20 protein-coding genes are annotated in these 22,426 nt (G+C 38.4%); 8 read left to right on the plus strand and 12 right to left on the minus strand.

Annotated features, from left to right (window positions below; translation table 11 throughout):
- Entirely contained in the window at positions 1-1,179 is a 1,179-nt protein-coding gene (locus tag JKG61_RS06445) for a class I SAM-dependent methyltransferase (protein ID WP_202102154.1), read from the minus strand.
- 165 nt (positions 1,180-1,344) lie between these two features.
- Between JKG61_RS06445 and JKG61_RS06450 the strand changes: the two genes are divergently transcribed.
- Entirely contained in the window at positions 1,345-2,133 is a 789-nt protein-coding gene (locus tag JKG61_RS06450; protein WP_202102155.1) for a Cof-type HAD-IIB family hydrolase, read from the plus strand.
- Positions 2,134-2,191: 58 nt separating this feature from the next.
- On the opposite strand, the gene JKG61_RS06455 is transcribed toward JKG61_RS06450, so the two are convergent.
- Genes JKG61_RS06455 through JKG61_RS06465 form a run of 3 tightly spaced genes read right to left on the minus strand, consistent with a single transcriptional unit; the run spans position 2,192 to position 6,209 of the window.
- Positions 2,192-3,502, minus strand: a complete 1,311-nt coding sequence (locus JKG61_RS06455) for a hypothetical protein (protein ID WP_202102156.1) — start codon at positions 3,500-3,502, stop codon at positions 2,192-2,194.
- The gene (locus JKG61_RS06460) at positions 3,502-5,490 is read right to left on the minus strand and encodes a hypothetical protein (protein ID WP_202102157.1); all 1,989 of its coding nucleotides are present in this window, start codon (positions 5,488-5,490) and stop codon (positions 3,502-3,504) included. The genes JKG61_RS06455 and JKG61_RS06460 overlap by 1 nt, the downstream gene beginning before the upstream one ends.
- 26 nt (positions 5,491-5,516) lie before the next feature.
- On the minus strand, positions 5,517-6,209 hold the full coding sequence (locus tag JKG61_RS06465; protein WP_237249395.1) for a hypothetical protein: 693 nt from the start codon (positions 6,207-6,209) through the stop codon (positions 5,517-5,519).
- Between the two features lie 257 nt (positions 6,210-6,466).
- Between JKG61_RS06465 and JKG61_RS06470 the strand changes: the two genes are divergently transcribed.
- The 3 genes from JKG61_RS06470 to JKG61_RS06480 are packed head-to-tail and all read left to right on the plus strand — an operon-like array spanning position 6,467 to position 9,395.
- Complete coding sequence (locus JKG61_RS06470) at positions 6,467-7,219, plus strand: 5'-nucleotidase C-terminal domain-containing protein (protein ID WP_237249396.1); 753 nt, start codon at positions 6,467-6,469, stop codon at positions 7,217-7,219.
- Positions 7,194-8,159, plus strand: a complete 966-nt coding sequence (locus JKG61_RS06475; RefSeq protein WP_202102158.1) for a bifunctional metallophosphatase/5'-nucleotidase — start codon at positions 7,194-7,196, stop codon at positions 8,157-8,159. The genes JKG61_RS06470 and JKG61_RS06475 overlap by 26 nt, the downstream gene beginning before the upstream one ends.
- Positions 8,160-8,174: 15 nt before the next feature.
- The gene (locus tag JKG61_RS06480) at positions 8,175-9,395 is read left to right on the plus strand and encodes an MDR family MFS transporter (protein ID WP_202102159.1); all 1,221 of its coding nucleotides are present in this window, start codon (positions 8,175-8,177) and stop codon (positions 9,393-9,395) included.
- On the opposite strand, the gene recR is transcribed toward JKG61_RS06480, so the two are convergent.
- Positions 9,392-10,006 (minus strand): recombination mediator RecR, encoded by a 615-nt coding sequence (gene recR / locus JKG61_RS06485; RefSeq protein WP_202102160.1) that lies wholly within the window; start codon positions 10,004-10,006, stop codon positions 9,392-9,394. The two genes, JKG61_RS06480 and recR, sit on opposite strands and share 4 nt — an antisense overlap.
- A 123-nt stretch (positions 10,007-10,129) precedes the next feature.
- On the opposite strand from recR, the gene JKG61_RS06490 reads away from it, so the two are divergent.
- Complete coding sequence (locus tag JKG61_RS06490; RefSeq protein WP_021072312.1) at positions 10,130-10,834, plus strand: LOG family protein; 705 nt, start codon at positions 10,130-10,132, stop codon at positions 10,832-10,834.
- A gap of 53 nt (positions 10,835-10,887) precedes the next feature.
- Here the strand turns inward: JKG61_RS06490 and JKG61_RS06495 are convergent, their stop codons facing one another.
- Positions 10,888-14,016, minus strand: a complete 3,129-nt coding sequence (locus JKG61_RS06495; RefSeq protein WP_202102161.1) for a TonB-dependent receptor — start codon at positions 14,014-14,016, stop codon at positions 10,888-10,890.
- Between the two features lie 413 nt (positions 14,017-14,429).
- Between JKG61_RS06495 and JKG61_RS06500 the strand changes: the two genes are divergently transcribed.
- Positions 14,430-16,982 carry a TonB-dependent receptor gene (locus JKG61_RS06500; protein ID WP_202102162.1) on the plus strand — a complete coding sequence of 851 codons (2,553 nt, stop codon included), beginning with the start codon at positions 14,430-14,432 and terminating at the stop codon, positions 16,980-16,982.
- Between the two features lie 51 nt (positions 16,983-17,033).
- Here JKG61_RS06500 and JKG61_RS06505 read toward each other — a convergent pair whose 3' ends face one another.
- Positions 17,034-17,681, minus strand: coding sequence for an MgtC/SapB family protein (locus JKG61_RS06505; protein ID WP_202102163.1), 648 nt, complete (start codon positions 17,679-17,681; stop codon positions 17,034-17,036).
- A 160-nt stretch (positions 17,682-17,841) separates the two neighbouring features.
- Between JKG61_RS06505 and JKG61_RS06510 the strand changes: the two genes are divergently transcribed.
- Complete coding sequence (locus JKG61_RS06510; RefSeq protein WP_202102164.1) at positions 17,842-18,807, plus strand: hypothetical protein; 966 nt, start codon at positions 17,842-17,844, stop codon at positions 18,805-18,807.
- Between the two features lie 119 nt (positions 18,808-18,926).
- Entirely contained in the window at positions 18,927-19,601 is a 675-nt protein-coding gene (locus tag JKG61_RS06515; RefSeq protein ID WP_202102165.1) for a superoxide dismutase, read from the plus strand.
- A gap of 361 nt (positions 19,602-19,962) precedes the next feature.
- Here JKG61_RS06515 and JKG61_RS23280 read toward each other — a convergent pair whose 3' ends face one another.
- The 5 genes from JKG61_RS23280 to JKG61_RS06540 are packed head-to-tail and all read right to left on the minus strand — an operon-like array spanning position 19,963 to position 22,422.
- Entirely contained in the window at positions 19,963-20,232 is a 270-nt protein-coding gene (locus JKG61_RS23280) for a sigma factor (protein WP_202102166.1), read from the minus strand.
- A 39-nt stretch (positions 20,233-20,271) separates the two neighbouring features.
- On the minus strand, positions 20,272-20,628 hold the full coding sequence (locus JKG61_RS06525; RefSeq protein WP_202102167.1) for a response regulator: 357 nt from the start codon (positions 20,626-20,628) through the stop codon (positions 20,272-20,274).
- A gap of 20 nt (positions 20,629-20,648) precedes the next feature.
- Entirely contained in the window at positions 20,649-21,245 is a 597-nt protein-coding gene (locus tag JKG61_RS06530) for a chemotaxis protein CheB (protein ID WP_237249397.1), read from the minus strand.
- A complete protein-coding gene (locus tag JKG61_RS06535; protein WP_202102168.1) occupies positions 21,230-22,051 on the minus strand; it encodes a CheR family methyltransferase in 822 nt (273 codons plus the stop codon). The genes JKG61_RS06530 and JKG61_RS06535 overlap by 16 nt, the downstream gene beginning before the upstream one ends.
- Positions 22,051-22,422 (minus strand): response regulator, encoded by a 372-nt coding sequence (locus JKG61_RS06540; protein WP_202102169.1) that lies wholly within the window; start codon positions 22,420-22,422, stop codon positions 22,051-22,053. Before JKG61_RS06540 ends, JKG61_RS06535 begins: the two co-directional genes overlap by 1 nt.
- Positions 22,423-22,426: the final 4 nt, after the last annotated feature.

The following is a 22,426-nucleotide window of genomic DNA, read 5'->3' on the forward strand; positions in this document are numbered from 1 at the left end:
CTAAAGGCCACAAACCTTTTCCAGATAATGCTTATCAATACCAAAATAAGCTTTAGTGCTTTGGAGTTTATTTAAGATTTCTTGCTTCTTTGATGACGAAATTTCTTTTTTCTCTGCAACGATCATCACATTTTTAGGAGTATGTGCATCAGAGATAAATTGCATTACCTTAGTCTGATAACCATAATACTCCAGGATTAATGCTCGTATACTATCGGTTAACATCTCGGCGTGTCTTTCTAAAAAAACACCATGCCTGATCATAAAATCAAGATCATTCTTTTTCTTTACCCGTTCAAGTTCCCTTCGCACTTGTTTATGACAGCAGGGAGCTACCACGATAAGCTTTGCATTGTACTGTATTCCCTTAAATATCGCATCATCTGTCGCCGTATCACACGCGTGTAGAGCAATCAAAATATCTAGTTCATCGTTAGACGCATAAGCATCGATGGTTCCCTGTGAAAAATGCAACGAGTCGAACCCTGTATCCTTAGCAATTCCATTACATAATTCAACCAAATCCTGTCTATACTCGATACCTTCAACGCTACTTTTTTTCTTTAATTCATTCGTTAAGTAATCGTATAATGCAAAGGTCAAGTATCCCTTACCCGCTCCCATATCCACTACCTTTAGTACATGATCGGACGGTAGCGTATTTAAAGACGAACTGAGAAGCTCAATATAATGGTTAATCTGCTTCCATTTATCCTGAGCAGCTTTATACACTTCTCCCTTTTCATCAGTCAGACGTAGGGCATGAAGGTAACCTTTGGTAGACTCACCTATTTTCCGTTGCTTTTGTACATCATGACTTCGCTCTTCTGGTTTCTTAGCTGTTGGCTTCTCCTTCCGTTCCGCCCATACACCTTTCTTATTTTGTTGGCAAATGAAGTTAGCCTCTACAGTAAATAAAGTAACGACTTTAAACTCTCCAGCATTTAAAAAATCTACTATACGTTGTATCCCTTCTTTGATAGTATAATTTTTGGTAATATCCCTAGTCTTATACCTAAAGGTAAATGACAAATTGATTTCCCGCTTTATAGACACTATCTTAACATAAACCTGTTTCAACTCCTTTTCAGGGCCATGATAATCTCCCAATGACAACTTTATAAAATGATCTTGTTCTATACAGTTATTTAGCTTTTCGAAAAAAGAAGATAGTACCATATTGCAAATTCTGATTTTAGGCAACAAAGATACGAAATCCATTATAGGTCCCCCTACTTAATATCCAACGTTCCTTCAATATTTAGATCTTTAACAGAAATTTCATCCGTGATATTCGTCAATCCGGAGCATTTTATTTAAGTTTGGAATAGACTCAGATTTACTATGCAGAACCCAGAAATTGAAGCCGTATTCTTTGACATCGACGGCACTTTACTAAGTTTCAAAACACACGAAGTATCTCCATCCACAGAAGAAGCCCTTGCACAGCTTCAGGCCAAAGGAATCAAAATCATACTATCTACAGGACGATCTATCAATAGTATAGATCACGTTAGATACTTAGATTTTGACGGTTATATCACTTTCAATGGAGGCTACTGTGTATCTAAAGAAGGTCATATTCTCTTCAAAAAATCTATTGATTCAAAGGATATCGAAAGTCTCCTAAAACATGCAAAAGAGAAACCTCTAAGTTTTTCATTCATGTCTGAGAAAGAAGTGACTATACATGATGTTACCCCAGAGATTGCAGGTATGTATGCCCATCTTAACCTTCCTGTACCTCCACTAGTAGATATGGATAATGTAAATACGGACGAAATACTACAGACCAATATTTTCCTAGGACCAGATGAAGAGGAACAGTTTATGCAAGAAATAATGCCCAACTCCATAGCTTCACGCTGGACTCCTCTATTTGCGGACGTGAATCCTAAAGGACAGAGTAAAAAAGTAGGTATAGATATTTTTTGTAAACATTACGGAATAGACATTACCAAGACCATGGCCTTTGGAGACGGAGGAAACGACATCACTATGCTTCAACATGTAGGCATAGGAGTCGCTATGGGAAATGCCAATCCAGAAGTAAAAGAAATAGCAGATTACATCACAGACGATGTTGATAGTGACGGTATTTGGAATGCTTTAAAGCATTTTAACGTATTATAATCCATAAAAAAAGGTAAAGTGAAAACTTTACCTTTTTTTATTAAATAGCTTATTAGCTTCATTTCAGCAATTGATACAAAGCATGTATCCCGTAATCACTCAATTTTATTTCGGCATTAAAGCTATTGGATACTTCTCCTCCTCTTCCACTTATTTCCACTTTTTCAACTCTGTCAAATTGAGATAACCAGGACAGATGTCTTTGAGCGGCCGCATTACGTGTATAAGATAAAAGAAAAGCATGATCTGTTGACAGATAAGGAAATTCATTTTTTCCATTCGCATCGGTACTTAGTCCGATCTGTTTACCTTCTATCCGCTTATAGAATTTATAGAACATTTTCTCTGGAAGATAGCTTGCCAAATGGGGCGATGCATTAAATGTAAATAAAATATTAGGTACGGCTTCCTCCCTTATTTCTTTTTTCTCTATCGGATTAAAATTCTCATCGTAATCGTATGCAATGATGCTATCCGTCTGTAGCACATCATCGGCCCGCCATTGTATATCCATATAACCACCATAGTAGTTTTTTAAGGTATCAACGGGGATATTATAGCGTTGCAATCGGCCTTCATACCGATCCAGAAAAGGTCGGATATCCGCTTGACAATATACATTTAACACATTAGACGGAGGCAACTCCCGTACGTTAGCCTGTAGTGGCAATCGTAAAATATCATTAGACAAAGACCAATTTGCAGTTATCATTCCCTTCTTAAAGGACAGATTTGCGCCCGCATCATTTGCCTTTTGCTTCCATTCGATATCCGCAGTATTTTCAAAACTAAAGTCCGTTAGTGTTTTAATCGGCACCATTGCAGTAGTTCGCCCTTCCCAAATTTTCAACATTGCCTCTTTCTTTTCCTTCTTATCAAAGCTAAGAGCTACTAAGACATTTTTGGAATCACCAAGAAGTACTACTCTATTATCTTTTCCATTAATCCACCAAAAATCATTTTCTTTTTCTACCCCGATGCTGTCGATACTGAGCTCGGCCTGCACAAAAGCCTGTAACTGTTCTTGATTCTCGACATTAAGCCATGCATACCAGGTCTCCTCCTCATCTTTCAACGCAAACATATACACGTTAGCTGGAATTGATATCCCTAGGTTACGGCTCGATTTACTATCACTTGTCGTATCGGTACTATCCCCACCAAAATAAGTCCCAGGATTTGAAACCGCGTTCCACGCAATATCTGTTAGTATTTTATCTACCGCGACCTTAGTCACATATTCACTGTCTTGATGTACCAAGCCTCCCTTCGAACGAGACTCTCGTACCGCCAAGAATAGATAGAGGCCTATTGCGATTACCGCAATAAGCCCCACTACTATAAATACTATCTTTTTCAATAGCTTCATTATTCTTTTAGTTTCAATGACCAACGATCCAAAACATCAAACAAAAATGCTAATGCGTTACCATTTCTATTCGGAAATTCCACAGCAATTTCTCCTGTCACTTTATTTCCTTTGACCCCTGTAGAAGTCATATAGAAATCACCGTACTGTTGTAATTCAGCAACGGTTTCCTCTATAGAACGCTCAACAGGAATATCCAACTCCTCCAATAAAACAGGTATACGTTTTGTATTGAACAATAAACTCAAATTATTTTTCTTAGCCATTGCTACATAAGGAGCATGTCCTTTTCCAGAGTAATGATTTGATTTTATCATCTCCATTTTAGCCATGTCATTACCAATAAATACCATCCCCTGCTTGATCAATAAATAAACAGTAATACCAGATCCCTTATTTTCCTTAACCTCGTAGATACCATCATGATCAACCAATTCATTCTCCTGTACACCGATCTGGATTATCTTTTCGAAAATACGTGTGTCATCCGAAGAAAACATCCATAAAAACTGAGGAATAGTCTCCGTTTTAGTTTTCTCTACCTCTGTATAGTTGTAATCGTCATCGTATTCATAATCAGTATACGTTACGTCTACCTTAGTCACGCCATTTAGTACAAAGAGGTTATCTCCTTTTATAACCTTTGCAATCGCTTTTTGATCCAAAGCAATGTCAAACAACATCGCTCCCAAGCTAACCATGTTAGAATATCTCGGCATAAACGAACCATAATAACTTTCCATAATTTTCGGAAGGTTCTTTAAGTAGGCTTCCGTATTCACATTAAAAGAGAAAAAGCCCAACACATCTTTATCCAAAAAAGGATAGAACTTTGGATTTAGCTTCTTATTATAGATTTCCTTGTAGTAAGAAGCCATCTCTTTGTCCAATGTTGCAGATCCAACGAATTTCAGCTTATTACCATCGACAACAATACTAGCATCGATTCCGTCAATACCATAGTCAAACTTGGGCTTCACGCCGAACAACTCGCTAAGTGCCTCCTCAGGATAAAGATACTTGTAATAAGAAAACACATCTGTAGCATGGATATGTGCGATTGTATTGGCACTCAACTTTGGTAATTTTTTAGCATCAAATGACTTATACCCACCGGCCAACATAAGTTCCATCTCCGCATTGACCCATTGTTTCACCAAATCATTTTTAATCGAATCGTTATGTCTCGTAATACTATCATAGCGATTATAATAATCATCGGAATATTCGTCCTGTGCTAAAATAGAATCGACGATCGCATACTCGTCTTCATCTGTTGTATCTACCGGTGCAAGAATTGGCGGTGCTGCCAATTCATATTCTTCTTCTTCCTCACTGACCGCTGTGGCCGCACGCGCGGCATCCGCTGCAGCTGAGTCCGCGGCAGCGTCAAAATCATAGGCATCCCAAGTCGTCGCTGCCGAATCCACAACAGCTTCTGCATACTCTGCTTCATATGCATCGTACGCATTTGCGATCAAACCATAGCGATTGATAACATCCTCTTTTCTGAAATAATAGTCCATAGCTAGGCCACCTAACACATATACCGTATTCTCATCCCAGCTAAGACGTAGAGACCGATCAGCAGAATAGATTGTAGGAAGAGAATTCACAATCTCTACTTTCTTATGTTTTGGGATAATAGATTCAAACTGACTTTTGTTAGACAATGGGATCAGAGCGCCAATATACTGTACACTATCTGTACTACGCACATAAGCATAAGCTTTAGCTTTAAGGTCGACTCCCAGCTCTTCTATCTTTGAAGGTCTCAGTTTACTATCGCTGTTCATTTTATCAAAAAGCCCCAAGCGGGTCAATGTAAGGTTCAGATCAGCGATATTCAAATGATCAAATACAGCTTTATTATTGAAAGATACGACCACTTTAGCGTCGTGGGGTACTTTTCGGATTAAATCTTGTGCATTTGATGTTAAAGTCATCAATATGCCCAATGCTAGTGCAGCAAATTTGTGTAGATACATATTTAAATTATAAAATTTTAAACTTTTTATTTTAACGATATTTGGTTTGACAAGCTAACATTCCCGTTCACAAGGTCTAATACCCCAACCCGCATCATGACAGCTTTTTTATTATCCGATATTTTTCCAACTTTATTATCCTGTTTTAGGACATTATCCTGAAATCTATAGATACTAGTAAAATAAGCATCGGAAAATGATTTCTGGTTCTCCGGTTTCAATTTGGCTAACCCTTTCTTTGCTTCATCACTGTAGGTATAGCTTCGCGCAAAGACCTTTGTTTTTGCATCATACGAATAACTAGAATAACTCGAGACTTTAGCTTTAAAATGTGTAGACAAAGTCTTCGTGAAAGCATTCAATGCCCCTACATTGGTAAAGTCACACGATAGAGTACCTATAAAGTTATTGAAATCCAGACTATGCTGTACATTAGAAATCCCTGGTGTTTGTCTCAAAAGCTTCACAACGTCATTTAACTCCGTCTGTATCTCTGATTTTGAAGGCACTTTCACGCCATCAACTTTGTCAAGCTTCATTAAAGAAGCAACTTTCACCTTGCTCTTACTCAAATTGACAGTTGCTTTTATACTACCTGAACCATTTGATTTTAGATTTACATCTTCTACCACATCAAAACAACTTGTCAAACTAAGGGTAGTGATAAAAACAAGTAGACCAACAAACCATCGATGCATTTTAACAACTTGATTAACCATATATAATTTTCAAATTTCCCAATGTCACAAAGGTAACAAGTACCTTCAAAAAATAATGAATGCATAAGTACAAAAGCTATTCCAAATCATATTCTAAAGCAAAAAAAGTACAATATTCACTGTTTTCGGGGATAATACAACTGCCACTAACGCTGCTATTTGGCACCATCTACTGTCAATCGCATAGTAAATATTACATAAAGTTAATTTGTTCCTAACCACATTCTTCTTAGCTTCGCATATTATAATTTAATGCTATGCGCACTTTCAAAACACTATCTTTAGTTATAGTAACTGCATGGACATTAGCCGGTTGTAGAACTACCTACGTCCCAAGAGTAAGCGAACCGACTACATATTCCATAAACTCATCCCTACCGGAGGACAGTACTATTATTCAATACTACACTCCTTTTAAAATACAGATGGATCAGGAAATGAATAGACAAATTGGTTATTCAACACATTTTCTAAATAAAAGTAGAGCTGATGCAGAAAGTCTTGCAGGCAACTTCTTCGCTGATGCACTACTTGCCATGGGCAAAAACATAGATCCTGATGCACAGATGGCTATTGCCACCAAGGGGGGAATCCGCTCAGAAGTAAAACAAGGTCCCATCACCGTAGGTTCCATGTTCGAGCTTATGCCTTTTGAGAACACAGTCACTATACTGGAACTATCGGCCCAAGACATTACAGTCCTTGCCGATTTTATAGCCAAAACTGGAGGTCAACCTATAGCAGGCTTCACCTTAAAAATTAAGGGAGACAAAGCCTCAGACATCCGTATTAATGGCAAAGAAATTGAACCCCAGCAATCATACAAACTGGTTACCTATGATTATCTGGCCAATGGAGGAGATTATATAGAAGGAATTACAAGCCCCATCCACCGGACAAATAGCAGTTTGCGCGTTCGTGAAGGGTTAATACAGTATGTAGAAAAAATAACTAAAGAAGGTAAGAACATAAACACCGAGCTAGATGGAAGAGTTACAGTCATTAAATAGAAGATTATTTCTAAAAAAAGCGGCCACTTTAGGTCTTTTAGCTTCTCTAGCCCCTTTCGATAGTTTTGCTAAAAGTTCGTCGAAATCAAAAGATGTTAAAATAACCATATTACATAGTAATGATGTACATAGTCGTATTGAACCATTTCCTATGGACGGCTCAAGAATGCAAGGCCTAGGCGGGGTCGCACGCCGTAGTACTTTGATTCAAAAAATAAGAGCTGAAGAGAAGAATGTACTGTTGTTTGATGCAGGTGACATGTTTCAGGGCACCCCCTATTTCAATTTATTCGATGGACAAGTTGAACTAGAGTTGATGTCAAAACTGAAATATGATGCTGGGACATTCGGCAACCATGAGTTTGATAATGGCCTCCAAGGTATTTTAAAACACTTTGATAAAGCTAACTTCCCCTTCATCACCTCCAATTATGATTTTTCCGAAACTATTCTTGCAGGAAAGACCAAAGAATATCTCTTATTTGAGAGAGATGGCGTAAAAATCGGCGTATTTGCACTTGGAGTCAATGTAGAAGGACTGGTTGATCCCAATGGCTATAAAGGCATGAAATATCTTGATCCTATGGAAGTAACCAATCGCATTGTTCCTAAGTTAAAAAAAGACCTTAAGTGCGATCTGGTAATATGTCTTTCCCACATGGGCTATTCGTACAAAGAAGATACCATCTCTGATTTAAAACTTGCAGCCAATAGCAGGGATATCGATTTAATCATAGGTGGACATACCCATACATTTTTAGAAAAGCCTACAGAGGTTAAGAATCTCGACGGCAAAATCACATTGGTAAATCAAGTTGGTTTTGGAGGGGCAAGCTTTGGACGAATTGATTTTATCCTTAACCCTAAGACAAAACGCAAACAGATATTACTAAGCAGTAATTACACAATTGACAAAAGTTTAGAACAATCACTTGCCTAGATTTTCATAACAACATTGAAAGCCCTCGTACGTCTCTATATAAACTCTTATAAAGGATTATCTCCTGCGGCCTGGCTACTGGCCTTGGTAATGCTCATCAACCGTACCGGTTCTATGGTTATTCCATTTTTAGGGATATACATGTCGTCAGAACTCAATTTTTCCAAAACGCAGATTGGCTTGGTGTTGGGCTGTTTTGGACTCGGCTCAGTAGCGGGTTCTTGGCTTGGGGGCTGGCTTACCGATAAATTTGGTAACTTCAAGGTACAGACCTGGAGTCTTATTCTTGTAATTCCACTATTTCTCATACTACCTCTTTTTCGGACTTTTGAGACTTTAGCAGTAATGATCTTTATACTGACACTCGTAGCGGACACTTTCAGGCCTGCCAACTCCGTGTCAGTAGCGCGATATGCTAAACCGGAGAACATCACCCGAGCCTACTCTTTAAACCGTATGGCTGTCAATCTGGGCTTCTCCATAGGCCCTGCCTTAGGTGGTTTCTTGGCAACTTTTTCCTACAACTGGATTTTCTACGGCAACGCTATTGCCGCCAGTATTGCGGCCATTGTCTTTATGTACTTTTTCAGGAACAAAAAAGGAAATAGCAAATACAGTCACCCTCAGCCCCAAGAAGCTCCAACAAACAGCAGTACACCAGAGAAAAATGCCTACCGAGATGGTTTATTTATAGGATTCAATATTTTCTGTTTTCTCTTCTCTATGGCATTTTTTCAGTTGATAACTACCCTACCTCTATTCTACAGGGATGTCCATCATCTCGATGCCAGTCAGATTGGTCTACTACTGGGATTCAGTGGCTTTGTTATCGTTCTATTCGAAATGGTTTTGATACACCTTATCGAAAACCGTATGACGGTCAGACAGATTATGCTGATCGGTACAGCTATTGCGGCGGCCTCTTACTACATGCTCAACTTTGATTTTGGAATGATATGGCTATTCCTCGCCATGTTGGTGCTTTCTACCGGCGAAATGCTTACCCTGCCCTATACCGCCACTATTTCGATACAACGGGCTGGGAAAAACAATCAGGGCGCGTATATGGGTTTTAATTCCCTGGCATTTGCTGCAGCCAATATTTTCTCCCCATATCTAGGTACTTATATTGCGGAACACTTTGGCTACAACATATTATGGACAACTACAGGGACCACCTTATTAGCGGTAAGCATAGCATTCTATTGGATTATTTCCAAGATGAAAGCAAACTAACCTACATTTCGTTCATAAGGCACACGAGTTAGGATAGAACGTCCCAATGTTATCTCATCAACATATTCCAATTCTCCACCAAAGGCAATACCACGAGCAATCGTACTTACCTCTACATCGAACTCACGAAGCTTACGATACAGATAGAATATAGTCGTATCACCTTCCATCGTTGCACTGAGAGCCAATATAACTTCTTTCACCTCTCCTTTACGCATGCGTTCCAAAAGACCTTCTATTTTTAAATCAGAAGGTCCTATACCATCCATTGGCGATATCAATCCACCCAAAACATGGTACACCCCTTGGTATTGATTTGTATTTTCAATAGCCATTACATCCCGAGTATCTTCTACCACACATATCGTAGACTTGTCCCGCTTTATCGACCGGCAGATTTCACAGGTAGGCTCATCAGAAATATTATAACATTCCTGACAATATTGGATTTTTTCCTTCAACTGGTCAATAGCTTGGGTAAATCGGCCTACCTCTTGATCCGACTGTTTCAACAGGTGCAATACCAAACGTAATGCTGTCTTGTTGCCGATTCCAGGCAGGCGACCAAACTCTTCGACTGCATGCTGCAATAATTTGGAGGAGAAATTCATTACACAAAAGTAAAAAGTAATTTCCTATTTTCAGCATTGACGAACTCTTTTCAATTCGAGTATTGCATACTCTTTCCTGTTTCGCTATATTGTGGCATATTGTTCACGATATCATAAGTATATATGACAGGAGAGACTAGAATCAGAAATTCATTTGCCAATAAGACATGGCAAGAAATAAAAGTGAAAGACTCATGGCAGATTTTCAAAATTATGTCTGAGTTTGTAGATGGTTTTGAAAAACTGGCCAAGATAGGTCCTTGTGTATCTATATTTGGTTCGGCACGCACACCCGAAACACACCATTACTATGAAATGGCTGTAGAAATAGCAAAACTGCTCGCTGAAAAAGGCTACGGTGTAATCTCTGGTGGAGGCCCTGGCATCATGGAAGCTGCTAATAAAGGTGCTTATCTAGCCGGTGGTAAATCAGTAGGTTTGAATATTGAGCTGCCATTCGAGCAATTTCATAACAAATACATCGACAGGGACAAGATCATGGAGTTCAACTACTTCTTCGTCCGTAAAGTAATGTTTATGAAATACTCGCAAGGATATATTGTCATGCCTGGAGGATTCGGTACCATGGACGAGTTGTTTGAAGCAATAACACTCATCCAGACTGGAAAAATTGCTCGATTCCCTATTATTTTAGTAGGATCAGACTATTGGGGAGGATTAATAGAATGGGTAGAAAAAACAATGCTCTCCAATGCTTATATCGCCTCAGAAGATCTAAAATTATTCCGTTTGGTAGATACTGCAGAAGAAGCTGTGGAACATATCTTCCGCTTCTATGACAAATATCTGTTGAAACCGAATTTTTAGAAACTAAAAAAGCCACCAATACGGTGGCTTTTCCATTATATCAAGTTGAATGACTAATTAAAGATATATCGGACACCAAATTGTCCTTGCCATCTAGATGCTATTGATGATACAGTATATGGCTGATTATCTTTTGGAGCTGCAAAATTGAATCCTTTTTCATTACTGTTGTAAGAAACTAGTTGATAAGCTCCATTACTCACAGAATAACTACGCCCCCAATCTTTATTCAACAAATTTCCTACATTAAAAATGTCAAATGTCAGCTGCAATCTGTTTTTCGAACCATTAAAGACGCCACCGATATCTTGCGCGATACGCAAATCAAACTGATGTTCCCATGGCATGAAAGCACCATTACGCTCAGCATACTGTCCTCTTCTTGTTTTCAAATATTCATCTCCCTCGATGAAAGCATTGTAAGCTTCCCATTGTTGTTGAGGTGTAGCAATAACTTTTTTATCCTTGTCTTTTAAATCAACAAATTTGATTTCGTTGGCATTATTGGGCACATACAATAAATCGTTACCATTTGCTCCATCCCCATTGAGATCTCCATTGTAAAGATAGGTGAACGCTCCTCCAGATCTACCCGCATAAAACAAGTTGATTGATGTGCCAAACATTTTGTCCTTACCATAACTGATACTATACCCTAAGTTACCAACAATACGGTGCCTTAAATCAAAATTAGAATTAGATAATGATGGATTATTGGGATCGTCAACAATCTGCACAAACTGCCAGTTCGAACGGGCTGTACTACTAGAACCGTCGTTAACAGCTTTTGAATGTCCATATGTATAAGCAACCATAGCATTAAAACCACTATTAAAGCTTTTCTGCAACTGACCTGTCAGACTATACGTATATCCCTTATTCGTGTTATCTATTAAAATAACGTTAGTAAAATCCTTGCTATTAACACGCTTACCTCCATAATTAGGTCTTAAGTCAACTCCTCCTGACAGATCTTTGTCAATTGTTCCATTGGCACCAGCGATATTAATATCAGAGTATACAATATTATTAATTGTCTTTGAATAGATACCTTCAACTGTTGCCAAAATACCATAAGGAAGCTTGAAATCACCAGCAAGATTAAAACGTCCGACCTGAGGTATTTTAAAATCTTCACTAACTAAGTTAACCTCAGCTCGCGTAGACCCCGCCCCCATATTTTTTTGGTTTTCTATAATAGGATCAAAACCATTCCCTCCATTGATGTCATTCCCTCTAGCAAACACTGTCCCAAAATCAACACCGTTGTTGCTAAACTGATTCGATAACCACACAAATGGTACTCGTCCAGTAAATATGCCCGCGCCACCTCGGATCACAATAGAGCGATCTCCTTGTACATCATAATTAAAACCAATACGAGGAGAGAATAACAGTTTACCACTTGGAGTACGGTCGGTGCGATAGCCAGGGAAAGACTCCTCAATTTTTTCGTTACGCAATGGCTTATCATTGAAAACTGGAACATCTACACGTAAACCGTAAGTAAACTTTAAATTAGAATTCAATAATGATTCCCCTTGAGCATAAAACCCTAATTGAGCTGCATTAAATTTTGCTTCGGGTTGAATGCCATCGTCATTTAATGCATAAGTTACTTCAACCTGATTTGGCTTGTTATTTATATAATCTTGCACAGAATTGAATTGCCAATACCCATTCGCGTTATTAATAAACAAATTTCTGAATTTGAAAAACTCATTATGCGTACCAAAAGTAAAAGTATGATTTCCAACATTCCATTTAAAATTATTGGTAAATTCAAACACATTTTGGTCTAAACTATTAGCCGTTGAACTCCTTTGTGAGCCAAAATCGACAGAGTTACCAGAAATATTATCTATGTTTCGGATAGTAATCTGAGGGAACAAACTTCCTGAAATATCACGACTATCTTTTACAGAGGTATAACCTACAATTAGATTATTAGAAAACCTACTATTAAAATTACTTCTTAACTCTGCAACAAAACCATGTTGTTTGTTAGAGAACTTATACGCATTATTACCAAAACGTAAATAAGAAGAGCCTCGTCCTATATTATCGTCAAAAGCATCAATGAAATTATATCGCACCGCAAGCTGATGTTTATCTGAAATATTATAATCAATTTTGGCAAAAATCTTATTGTTTTCTGTTCGGGCGTCCATAGGACCATAAGAACCTACGTCATATCCGTATTTATCTAACGTATGTTTCGCTATAAGATCAGCTGTTTCTACAGAAATAGCAGCGCCTGGTTCTCCCGCCGCATAAGATAATGGAGCTGTACGCCGTCCCATCTCTCCATTTAGGAAGAAAAACAATTTATCTTTTATAATTGGTCCTCCAACACGAAAACCAAACTGATTGTCTGTAAATTTATCAGACTTCTGTCTAGTTAACACGTCCTTACCTATAGTATTTTGATTTCTCCCGAAAAAGTATACCGATCCTTCTACCGTATTCGTTCCTGATCGTGTAACAGCATTGACACCACCACCAGTGAAGTTACCAAATGTCACATCATAAGGTGCTAATACAACCTGAATCTCCTGAATTGCATCAAGTGATATAGGTTGTGTACTAGCTTGTCCTCCGGGTGTACCAGAGCCTGCTAAACCAAATACATCATTATTAACGGCACCATCAATGGTAATGTTATTATAACGATTATTTGCTCCTCCAAAAGAGTTACCATTAGCTTGAGGTGTTAACCTGGTAAAATCCTGGAGACTACGACTAAGAGTAGGCATAGTTTCCAACTGACGTTTAGACACTGTAGTAGATGCTCCTGTTTTCGTTCCTCTCATCACAGTAGCATTAACCATAACTTCTTCTAAGGCAGTTGATGAAGCTCCGAATATAGGATTCAGCACAAAAGGCTGCCCCAATTGAAGATATACATCTTCATAAACTATCGGACTCTGTCCAACATAAGTGATCTCTACACGGTAGGGACCGCCAACCCGCATATTAGCAAGATTAAAGCGTCCTGCTGAGTTAGCAGAACCAGAATAAGCTGTTCCCGAGGGCATGTGGACAGCTTTAATAGTTGCACCAACAGTCACCTGCCCTGAGGACCCCGTTACGACCCCACTGATGCTACTTGTTGTTACTTGGGCTTGGATAGTACCATAGCTGGCCAAAACCAAAGCGAAAAAAAGTAAAGATTTTTTCATATTACTTATTAGATAGTTAAATCGACAACAAAACTAACAACACAAATAACAATTAAAACCTATTAACAAAACCTTAATACACAGGTAATCAAGAGATAACAAGACCAATAAAATTCTTTCAATAAAAAGTTGCTTTTCTTTCAATTTTTATATTTTATGAATCAAAGAACACCTTTCAAAGTTTATATTTTTAAAAACCAGCTATATTTTTTTCAAAAAATCAAAATACACTGCGTTTGTAGCTGAAATGCCACAATGTAACTTATCGACTAGACTTACCATGCCCTTTAGTAAAAAAACTGATGCTACTTATGCAAACTTTAATAAAAACCACATATATCTTGTATATGATTTATTTTCAAAGTTTTATTAAAAAAACTATCTTTGCGCCATATTTATAAGTTAATCTAATAATGCAAAAAAAATCCACCTTCTTGTATGCTACCTTAGCATGCATGCTCACTGGTAATATTGCTTTAGCCCAACAAGTAATAACCGGTAAAATCACGGACGGGAAACACCCTATCGCAGGCGCAACCATTTTAGTTTCCGGGAGTAAAATTGGAACTTCGTCAGATGCGAATGGCAATTTCACTTTAAAAACGGAGCAGAACACTGGACAGTTGGAGATCAAATACATTGGTCACACAACACAATCACTCAATTTTTCGAACAATGCCACTATTGGAACAATCATCCTTATTCCGACTGCAGATCAATCTCTTGATGAAATCGTTATCGTCGGAAAGGGTGTGATCGACATCGCGGAAGGCAGACAAACTCCAATTGCTGTATCGACTATCCGCCAACAAGAAATTGAAGAAAAGGTCGGAGCACAAGACATCACTGCCGTGTTGGCCAATACACCATCTGTTTATATTACAAGTCAAGCCCGCGGCTTTGGAGAATCATCCATGACTACGCGTGGTTTTGACCAGTCTAATACTGCATTCTTATTAAATGGTCAACCCATCAACGGTATGGACAACGGTCGTGTTTATTGGTCTAACTGGAACGGTTTAAGTGACATCGCATCGGTGGTACAGATCCAGCGTGGATTAGGTTCCTCCAAGTTAGCCATCTCATCTGTCGGCGGTACAACAAACTTTGTGACCAAATCCACAGACATGAGAGAAGGCGGATTCTTCAAGCGTTCGGTAGCTAACGATATGTATCGTAAATCTACTTTAGCGTATAATACAGGACTATTAAAAAGTGGGTTTGCAGTATCCGTAATGTTCACAGATTGGCGAGGTGACGGGTACATGGATAAAACAGAAGGAGCAGGTCAAAACTATTTCTTATCTGTAGGATACAAGGTCAATGAGAAGCACAATTTAAATCTAATGGTAACAGGTGCCCCACAATGGCATAATACCGGATATACCTCTAAATTAAGTAACTTTTTAAAAGAAGGACGTAAATACAACGATAACATACAAACTTTAAATGGTATCGAAATGAATCCACGTAAGAACTTCTACCATAAGCCCGTTTCTAATTTTAACTGGGATTGGAAAATCTCTGACAAATCATCTTTAGCTACAGTAGTATACGCTTCTATGGCAAGAGGTGGAGGTCAATCTTACCAGAAAGTGGACAAAACATATCTAGACCCTCTTTTAGTTGCAGATGTAAACAATCATCAATGGTATGGTATCGTTTCTAACTACAACCGTCAGCTAAACGAAAATCTGAACTTCAACTTTGGTTTTGACTTACGCGATTACAAAGGTGAGCATTATAGACAAGCTACCGATTTATTGGGAAAATCCAGTATTAAGCATCAAGGGAATGTGAACCTTCCCGGTGCTACGGAAACAAGCCATATCTACACCACTAATCCTTGGAAAACATGGGGGGATCGTCCCAAAAATGCAGAAGATCGTCTAGGCTGGGATTATAATCAGATTGTACGCTATGGAGGAGTATTTGGACAAATTGAGTATGCTAAAAATGGTTTTACTGCATTCTTCCAAGGTTCTGCTTCTCAGCAGCATAATGTTCGTAAAGATTATTACACCTATAAACCAGGAGAAGAAAAGTCGGACGATGTTAATAATTTTGGCTACAACGTAAAAGGAGGAGTGAGCTACACATTGAACCAACATACGTTATTTGGTAATGCCGGTATTTATTCAAGACAGCCTTACCAGAACAACATCTTCATGAATTACAGGAATGACATCAATGAATATGCTGAAAACGAAGAAATCATTGGTCTAGAATTGGGTTATAAGTTTACCTCAAAATACTTCGAAGCCAACCTAAATGCCTACCGTACGACCTGGGACAATCGTGTGACAGGAAGTACAGGTACAGCCAGTGATAAAGACGTCAAAGAATTCAACCCTAATAACGATCCTAACGGATTACAAAAAGGGGATTACACATACCTCTCTAACTATGGCGTAAAACAAATACACCAAGGTCTAGAACTAGACTTTGTATTGCATCCTTTTAAAGACTTCCAATTAAAAGGGTTTGGATCGTTGGGCGATTGGAAATATGACGGCAACGCAGTTACCATTGTACGCAACGAGAGTCGTGAAGAGCTGGGACGCAGAAATCGTGATTTGAGCAATGTACATGTAGGTGACGCTGCACAGACTTCGTATGGTGCAGGGGTTAAATACAGCTTCCTTAAAGGATTATCTGTGGATGCGGATTACAGAAGGTTTGAAAGACTATATGGCGCATTACCAAAAGACAAACCGACACTAAAACTACCTGATTATGATTTAGTAGACGCGGGTATTTCCTATAAACTACAAATCAGTCACAAGAATACACTAAGCTTACGTGCTAATATCAATAATTTATTCAATAAATTATATATTACAGACGCTACTTCTAATGCAGATGCAACAGCTACATCAGAATACTGGAACGGTATAGAGACGTCCAACTATGTATTGATGGGATGGGGCCGTACTTGGAATGGATCAATTAAAATGACTTTCTAATCATTTTCAATAACGTAAGAAGGGAGGGGATCTAGATCAGATTCCTCCTTCTTACGATATATTACTGAAGGAATCCACATACTGCAGAGAGATAATCTTTTCATTCATCATACGAACGCGCTGTCGACGACTGGAAATATCATATACAACAGTCAATTTTTCTCCATTCTTTTCAATTCCCTTACGTATTGCATCGACTCCCTGGTCTATCAAAAATCTCTCGAACTCGTATAGGCGCCCGACCCTATTATCAATAAAAGTCACATAAATCGTCCTAGAAAAGTACACATTGGACAAGAACGTTTCCATCTTCTGGAATAACGAAAGAACGACCACCATCAGCACAGCTAGAGAAATACCCAATATAAACTGGCCAAACCCCACCAACATTCCTACCGCAGCCACAGTCCATATTACTGCTGCTGTAGTCAATCCCTGAACGGAAAATTTACCTCTAAAAATCACGCCAGCTCCCAAGAATCCAATTCCTGTAACGATATTCGCAGCAATTCGATCATCTGAAAGATTTCCTAAACGAGACGCCATAGTAAATATTGTGGCACCTAGACAAATCAAGATCACCGTTCGGAATCCAGCAGACTTATTTCTATACTCTCGCTCCATCCCCACAATAGAACCACATAGAAGAGACACCAAAACCGTTTGTAAATTCTCATTGGAGAAAAAAACTTCTAACATAACGCTCGAAAAATAAAATTCACTACTATTTATATAGGTCCTATTCAAGCACCGCTACACGTGTCTGGAAAGTTATCCATAAACAGATAAAAAAACAAGAAGATTATTGTGCCTTATCAAACTAAAGTTTACATTTATAACAACTTTAATATCGAACCTTATGATCTTACAAGGACGTCTACCCAAAATGACAGGAATTGTGCTTACCCTCTTATTATTAAATTCTTGCGCATCCTATAATTATTCTTCTTTTTCGTCCCAATTGAGACACAGTAACTGTAACCAACAAAATGTATACAATTATCACGCAAGCGATCTCCCAATCCCACTGCATCAGTTAAAAATAGACACGATATTAAGTTCTAAGATATCAAAGAAAAGTCTGAACATAGCGAATGCAATAGGCATCTTAGATCAACTGACTCAATACACTCACGCTAAAAACAGTGTAAAAACCGCATCCGTCGAACACAAATTAGACATGATGAGTCTGAGGCTTGATATCTTTCAGAAAATAAACAACGCATCCCTTATCGTATCTGCAGTTTCTTCAGAACTAGACTGCGAAGAAGAACGAACCAGCCAAATCGCAAATTTTTTGGAAGGCAAGCAAAGTGATCTAGAGTCTAAACTTACCATTAGCGCCATCGTTATAGGGGCCAGTGGAGCCATTGCTACGGGAGGAACTATCAGTAATGAACGTGTGAGCAATACTATTGGCATCGGGACAGGTATTGCCGAGGCTTCTATTGGTCTATTTATGTTGTTCAATAAACGTAAAATAGAGTTCTATCATGAGAGAAATGCATTAAGAGACGTATGGTTCGGGAGCGAGACATCCACCAACTTCCCTCCTTTTATCTGGTACTATCTAAACTATGCTGATCCCAACGAAGCGGATACCAAATCAGTCAGAAAACAGATTATCGAAAAGTGGAAAAATTTCGGACAAATAGACGAAGAAGATGAAGAGCTGGTACTGGATAAACTCTATTTTGGTAAAGGTGGCAGATACAAAGCCGAAGAACTCAATAACCGTGCAGATATGTATGACCAAGTCGAATCACACATCAACTTACTCAAACAAGAGCTTATGGCCTTATCGCTAGAGATCGAAAAAATTTAATAGGATTAACTGATCCGCCTAATGTAATAATTCTGTCGAAAAATATCAGAAATCTTAAATCTTAATCGTTAATTAACACGGATATTGGTAATATTGAGTATAATTAAAACTAAAAACTCATGAAACTAGTTAAAACAGCATTATTTGCAGCGGCATTATTTTCCGCACAGTTTACATTCGCACAGTTTAAGCAGACCCCTTTACCATATGGATATAATGCATTCGAAAATGCGATTGATGCCAAAACTATGGAGATACACTACGCTAAACACGCAGCTGCTTATACGGCTAATCTGAACAAAGCGATTACAGGAACTGCTGCTGAAAAAGGAAGTATTGAGCAACTGTTATCAAAAATATCAGGACAAAGTGCAGCAGTCAGAAATAATGGTGGTGGTCACTACAACCATGAGCTTTTTTGGACGATCCTGACTCCAGAGAAAAACACAAAACCTTCAGATAAATTAGCAAAAGCTATCAACGAAACTTTCGGTTCTGTAGATGCTATGAAAGAAAAAGTAAATGCTGCCGGAGCTTCCCGTTTCGGCTCAGGCTGGGCTTGGCTATCTGTTGACAAAAATGGTAAGTTGTTCGTTAGTTCGACACCTAACCAAGACAACCCATTAATGGATGTGGTTGAAGAAAAAGGAACACCAATCTTGGGTCTTGACGTTTGGGAACATGCCTATTACCTAAAATATCAGAACAAACGTCCTGACTATTTAGCAGCTATCTGGAGCATCATCAACTGGAAAGAAGTAAGCAACAGATACGAACAAGCATTAAAGAAATAACAACTCATAAAAATAAAATAAGCATCCCTAGGGATGCTTATTTTATTTTTACAATGCTTTAAATTCCTTACATAGCAAGAAGAGATATGCTGCCGACCAGACTATCCCCTATAATGTCAACATCAGCAATATGGAATTAGGATTAGAAATCTGGTATTTATAAATGACATGAGTACGATTTTCCCTATAAGCTATACACATTTTATTTTCAACAGTTTTAACCGACAACTGAAGTTCCTCGACTACAAGCTTATACGATTTTGAGCATCCTTACAACATTGGTATATCACTCTGCATTTCCCAGGTAATGCATCTACAGCCTCATTATATAAGAGTGAAATTCTTCCATACTAACGTATTCCTAAGCATAGGCAGGATTCAGCTCCTCTGTTATCCATACTTCCTCCCTAATCAACCTATTATTCTGAGCGCGTAATATATTAAGCGTTCTATTTCGTAAAGATTTATAAAGATAGGTCTTAATATGGAAAATATTCAGTGAAGTCCGGTCTTTCCATAATTTGACGAAAATATCTTGAAGACAATCTTCAATTAGTCCAGTATCTCGTGTGTAATATCCTAAAAAACGACACGAGTCATCTAAGCAGAGATTACGGTCTCCCTCTACCAACTATTCATTAAGAAAAAACTCTTTCAGAATGGATTGCCATTACACCAAAGCTTCTATTGTCTTTTCCAAATCTTCGAGATCAAAAGGCTTTGGCAAATAAGCTTCGGCTCCAGCTTGCGCCGCTAAGGATGCGATATCACTATTTGCAGAACAATAGACTACTGGTATTTCCTTGAATTTGGCATTGCTTTTCACTAACTTTGTCGCTTCAATCCCCCCTATATCGGGAATCCAATTGTCCATAATAATAACATCAGGCATCGCTTCCTCCAAACGTTCTATAATATCATGGGATGTTTCAGAAATCTCAACAATATAACCAGAAGACTCCAAGACAATAGAGAAGATACTTAGGATCGTCTTATCATCGTCAAAAATCATTACTTTTTTAGCCATACGTAGATCAAAATAAGACTTTATAATTTATCGTTCAATTTATTTATGTAGCATGCCATATCTTTTGGAGCCAATACATGTTCAATTTTCAATTTATTCAAGGCCTGTCTCGGCATAAAATCAACTTCTGCTGTACTTGGATCCTGCACACAGATCGTTCCTCCATATTGGGCGATATGTGCCAACCCCTCCACTCCATCACTATTAGCCCCAGACAACAAAAGTCCGACCGTATTTTCTCCAAAAACTTGCGCCGCAGAGTAAAAGGCTACATCTATAGAAGGCCTAGAAAAATTCACCTTTTCCGAAACATCCAAGGACATACATCCATCTTTTTCAAACAACAGATGGTAATCTGCTGGTGCTAGATAAGCTTTACCTTTTTCCAAAAACATCTTATCTACAACCTCCAACACCGGTACTTTACTATATGCATTTAACAACGTACTTAATGTACTTTCGGGATGGGCCTTGCGATGCAGCACAATCACTATGCTCGACAAAGAGTCTGGGTTAAGATAAGGCAAAACTTCTATCAAAACATGGATACTTCCTGCCGACCCACCTATTACCACAACTTTCGTTCCGTTGAACATAACATTTAATGCTTTCTCCATATTTTTTCACCCTCCACTTGCCGGTAGTGTCCTTCGATAGCTGAAAAACGGAGTGTTTCTTTTGTTCCTAACGCTAGATAACCTAGGTTATGAAGACTCTCGTCAAATACTTTGAATACCCGTTCCTGTAAATCTTTATCAAAATAAATCAATACATTTCGGCATAGAATTAACTGAAACTCGTTGAAGGATGTGTCAGAAACCAAATTATGCGTTGAAAAAATCATCCTCTCGCTCAGTGTAGAGTCAAACCTTGCATAATCATATCCCGTGATATAATAGCTTGAAAAATCCTTACTACCACCGGAGCGTATATAGTTTTCCGAATAGGCTTTCATATGGTTCAAAGGAAATATACCTGTCACAGCTTTTTCAAGCACTGTAGGATTAATATCCGTTGCATACATGAGAGACTTGTGATAGAGATTAGCTTCTTTCAACAATATCGCGATAGAATAAGCTTCTTCTCCTGTAGAACAACCTGCAATCCAAATACGAATCAACGGATAGGTTCCCAACCGAGGCATTACCTCTTGTCTCAATACCTTATAAAAACTTGGATCGCGAAACATTTCAGTAACATTCACCGTAATCTCTTCAACAAAGTGTTGCAGATAAGAAGCATCATTGACTACCCGATAGCGGAGTTCAGCAAAGCTAGAAAACCGATCGACTAAACAGATCCTGTTCAATCTCCGTTTCAAAGATGCTCTGCTATACTGCCTAAAATCATACCCATAAATTGTCGCCACGTCATTTAGCAATAGCGTAATCTCCTCGTCCTTCAGTATATCCGGTTCTAACATCACACCCACTGTTTTACCACTTCCATAAGGATATCCACTTGAATAGGCTTCGATATATAATCGTTTGCACCTGCCTTAATACATTTCTCTCTATCACCGGCCATTGCCTGAGCGGTAACAGCGACTATGGGGATATCCTTTGTATTTTCATTTTTTCTAATCAGTCGGATAGTTTCATAGCCATCCATTTCAGGCATCATCATATCCATTAATACCAAACCGACCTGTTTATCACCAAAAAGTAACTCCAATGCTTCCTTACCACTTTGACAAGTAATAACTTTATAGCCTTTCGCTTTAAGAGTCAATGCTAATGCAAAAATATTACGTGCATCATCATCGACTATCATTATCAGGTTTTTGATTTCCATCTTC

Origin of the sequence: Sphingobacterium faecale, from assembly GCF_016746095.1 — a bacterium.
Lineage (GTDB): Bacteria > Bacteroidota > Bacteroidia > Sphingobacteriales > Sphingobacteriaceae > Sphingobacterium > Sphingobacterium faecale.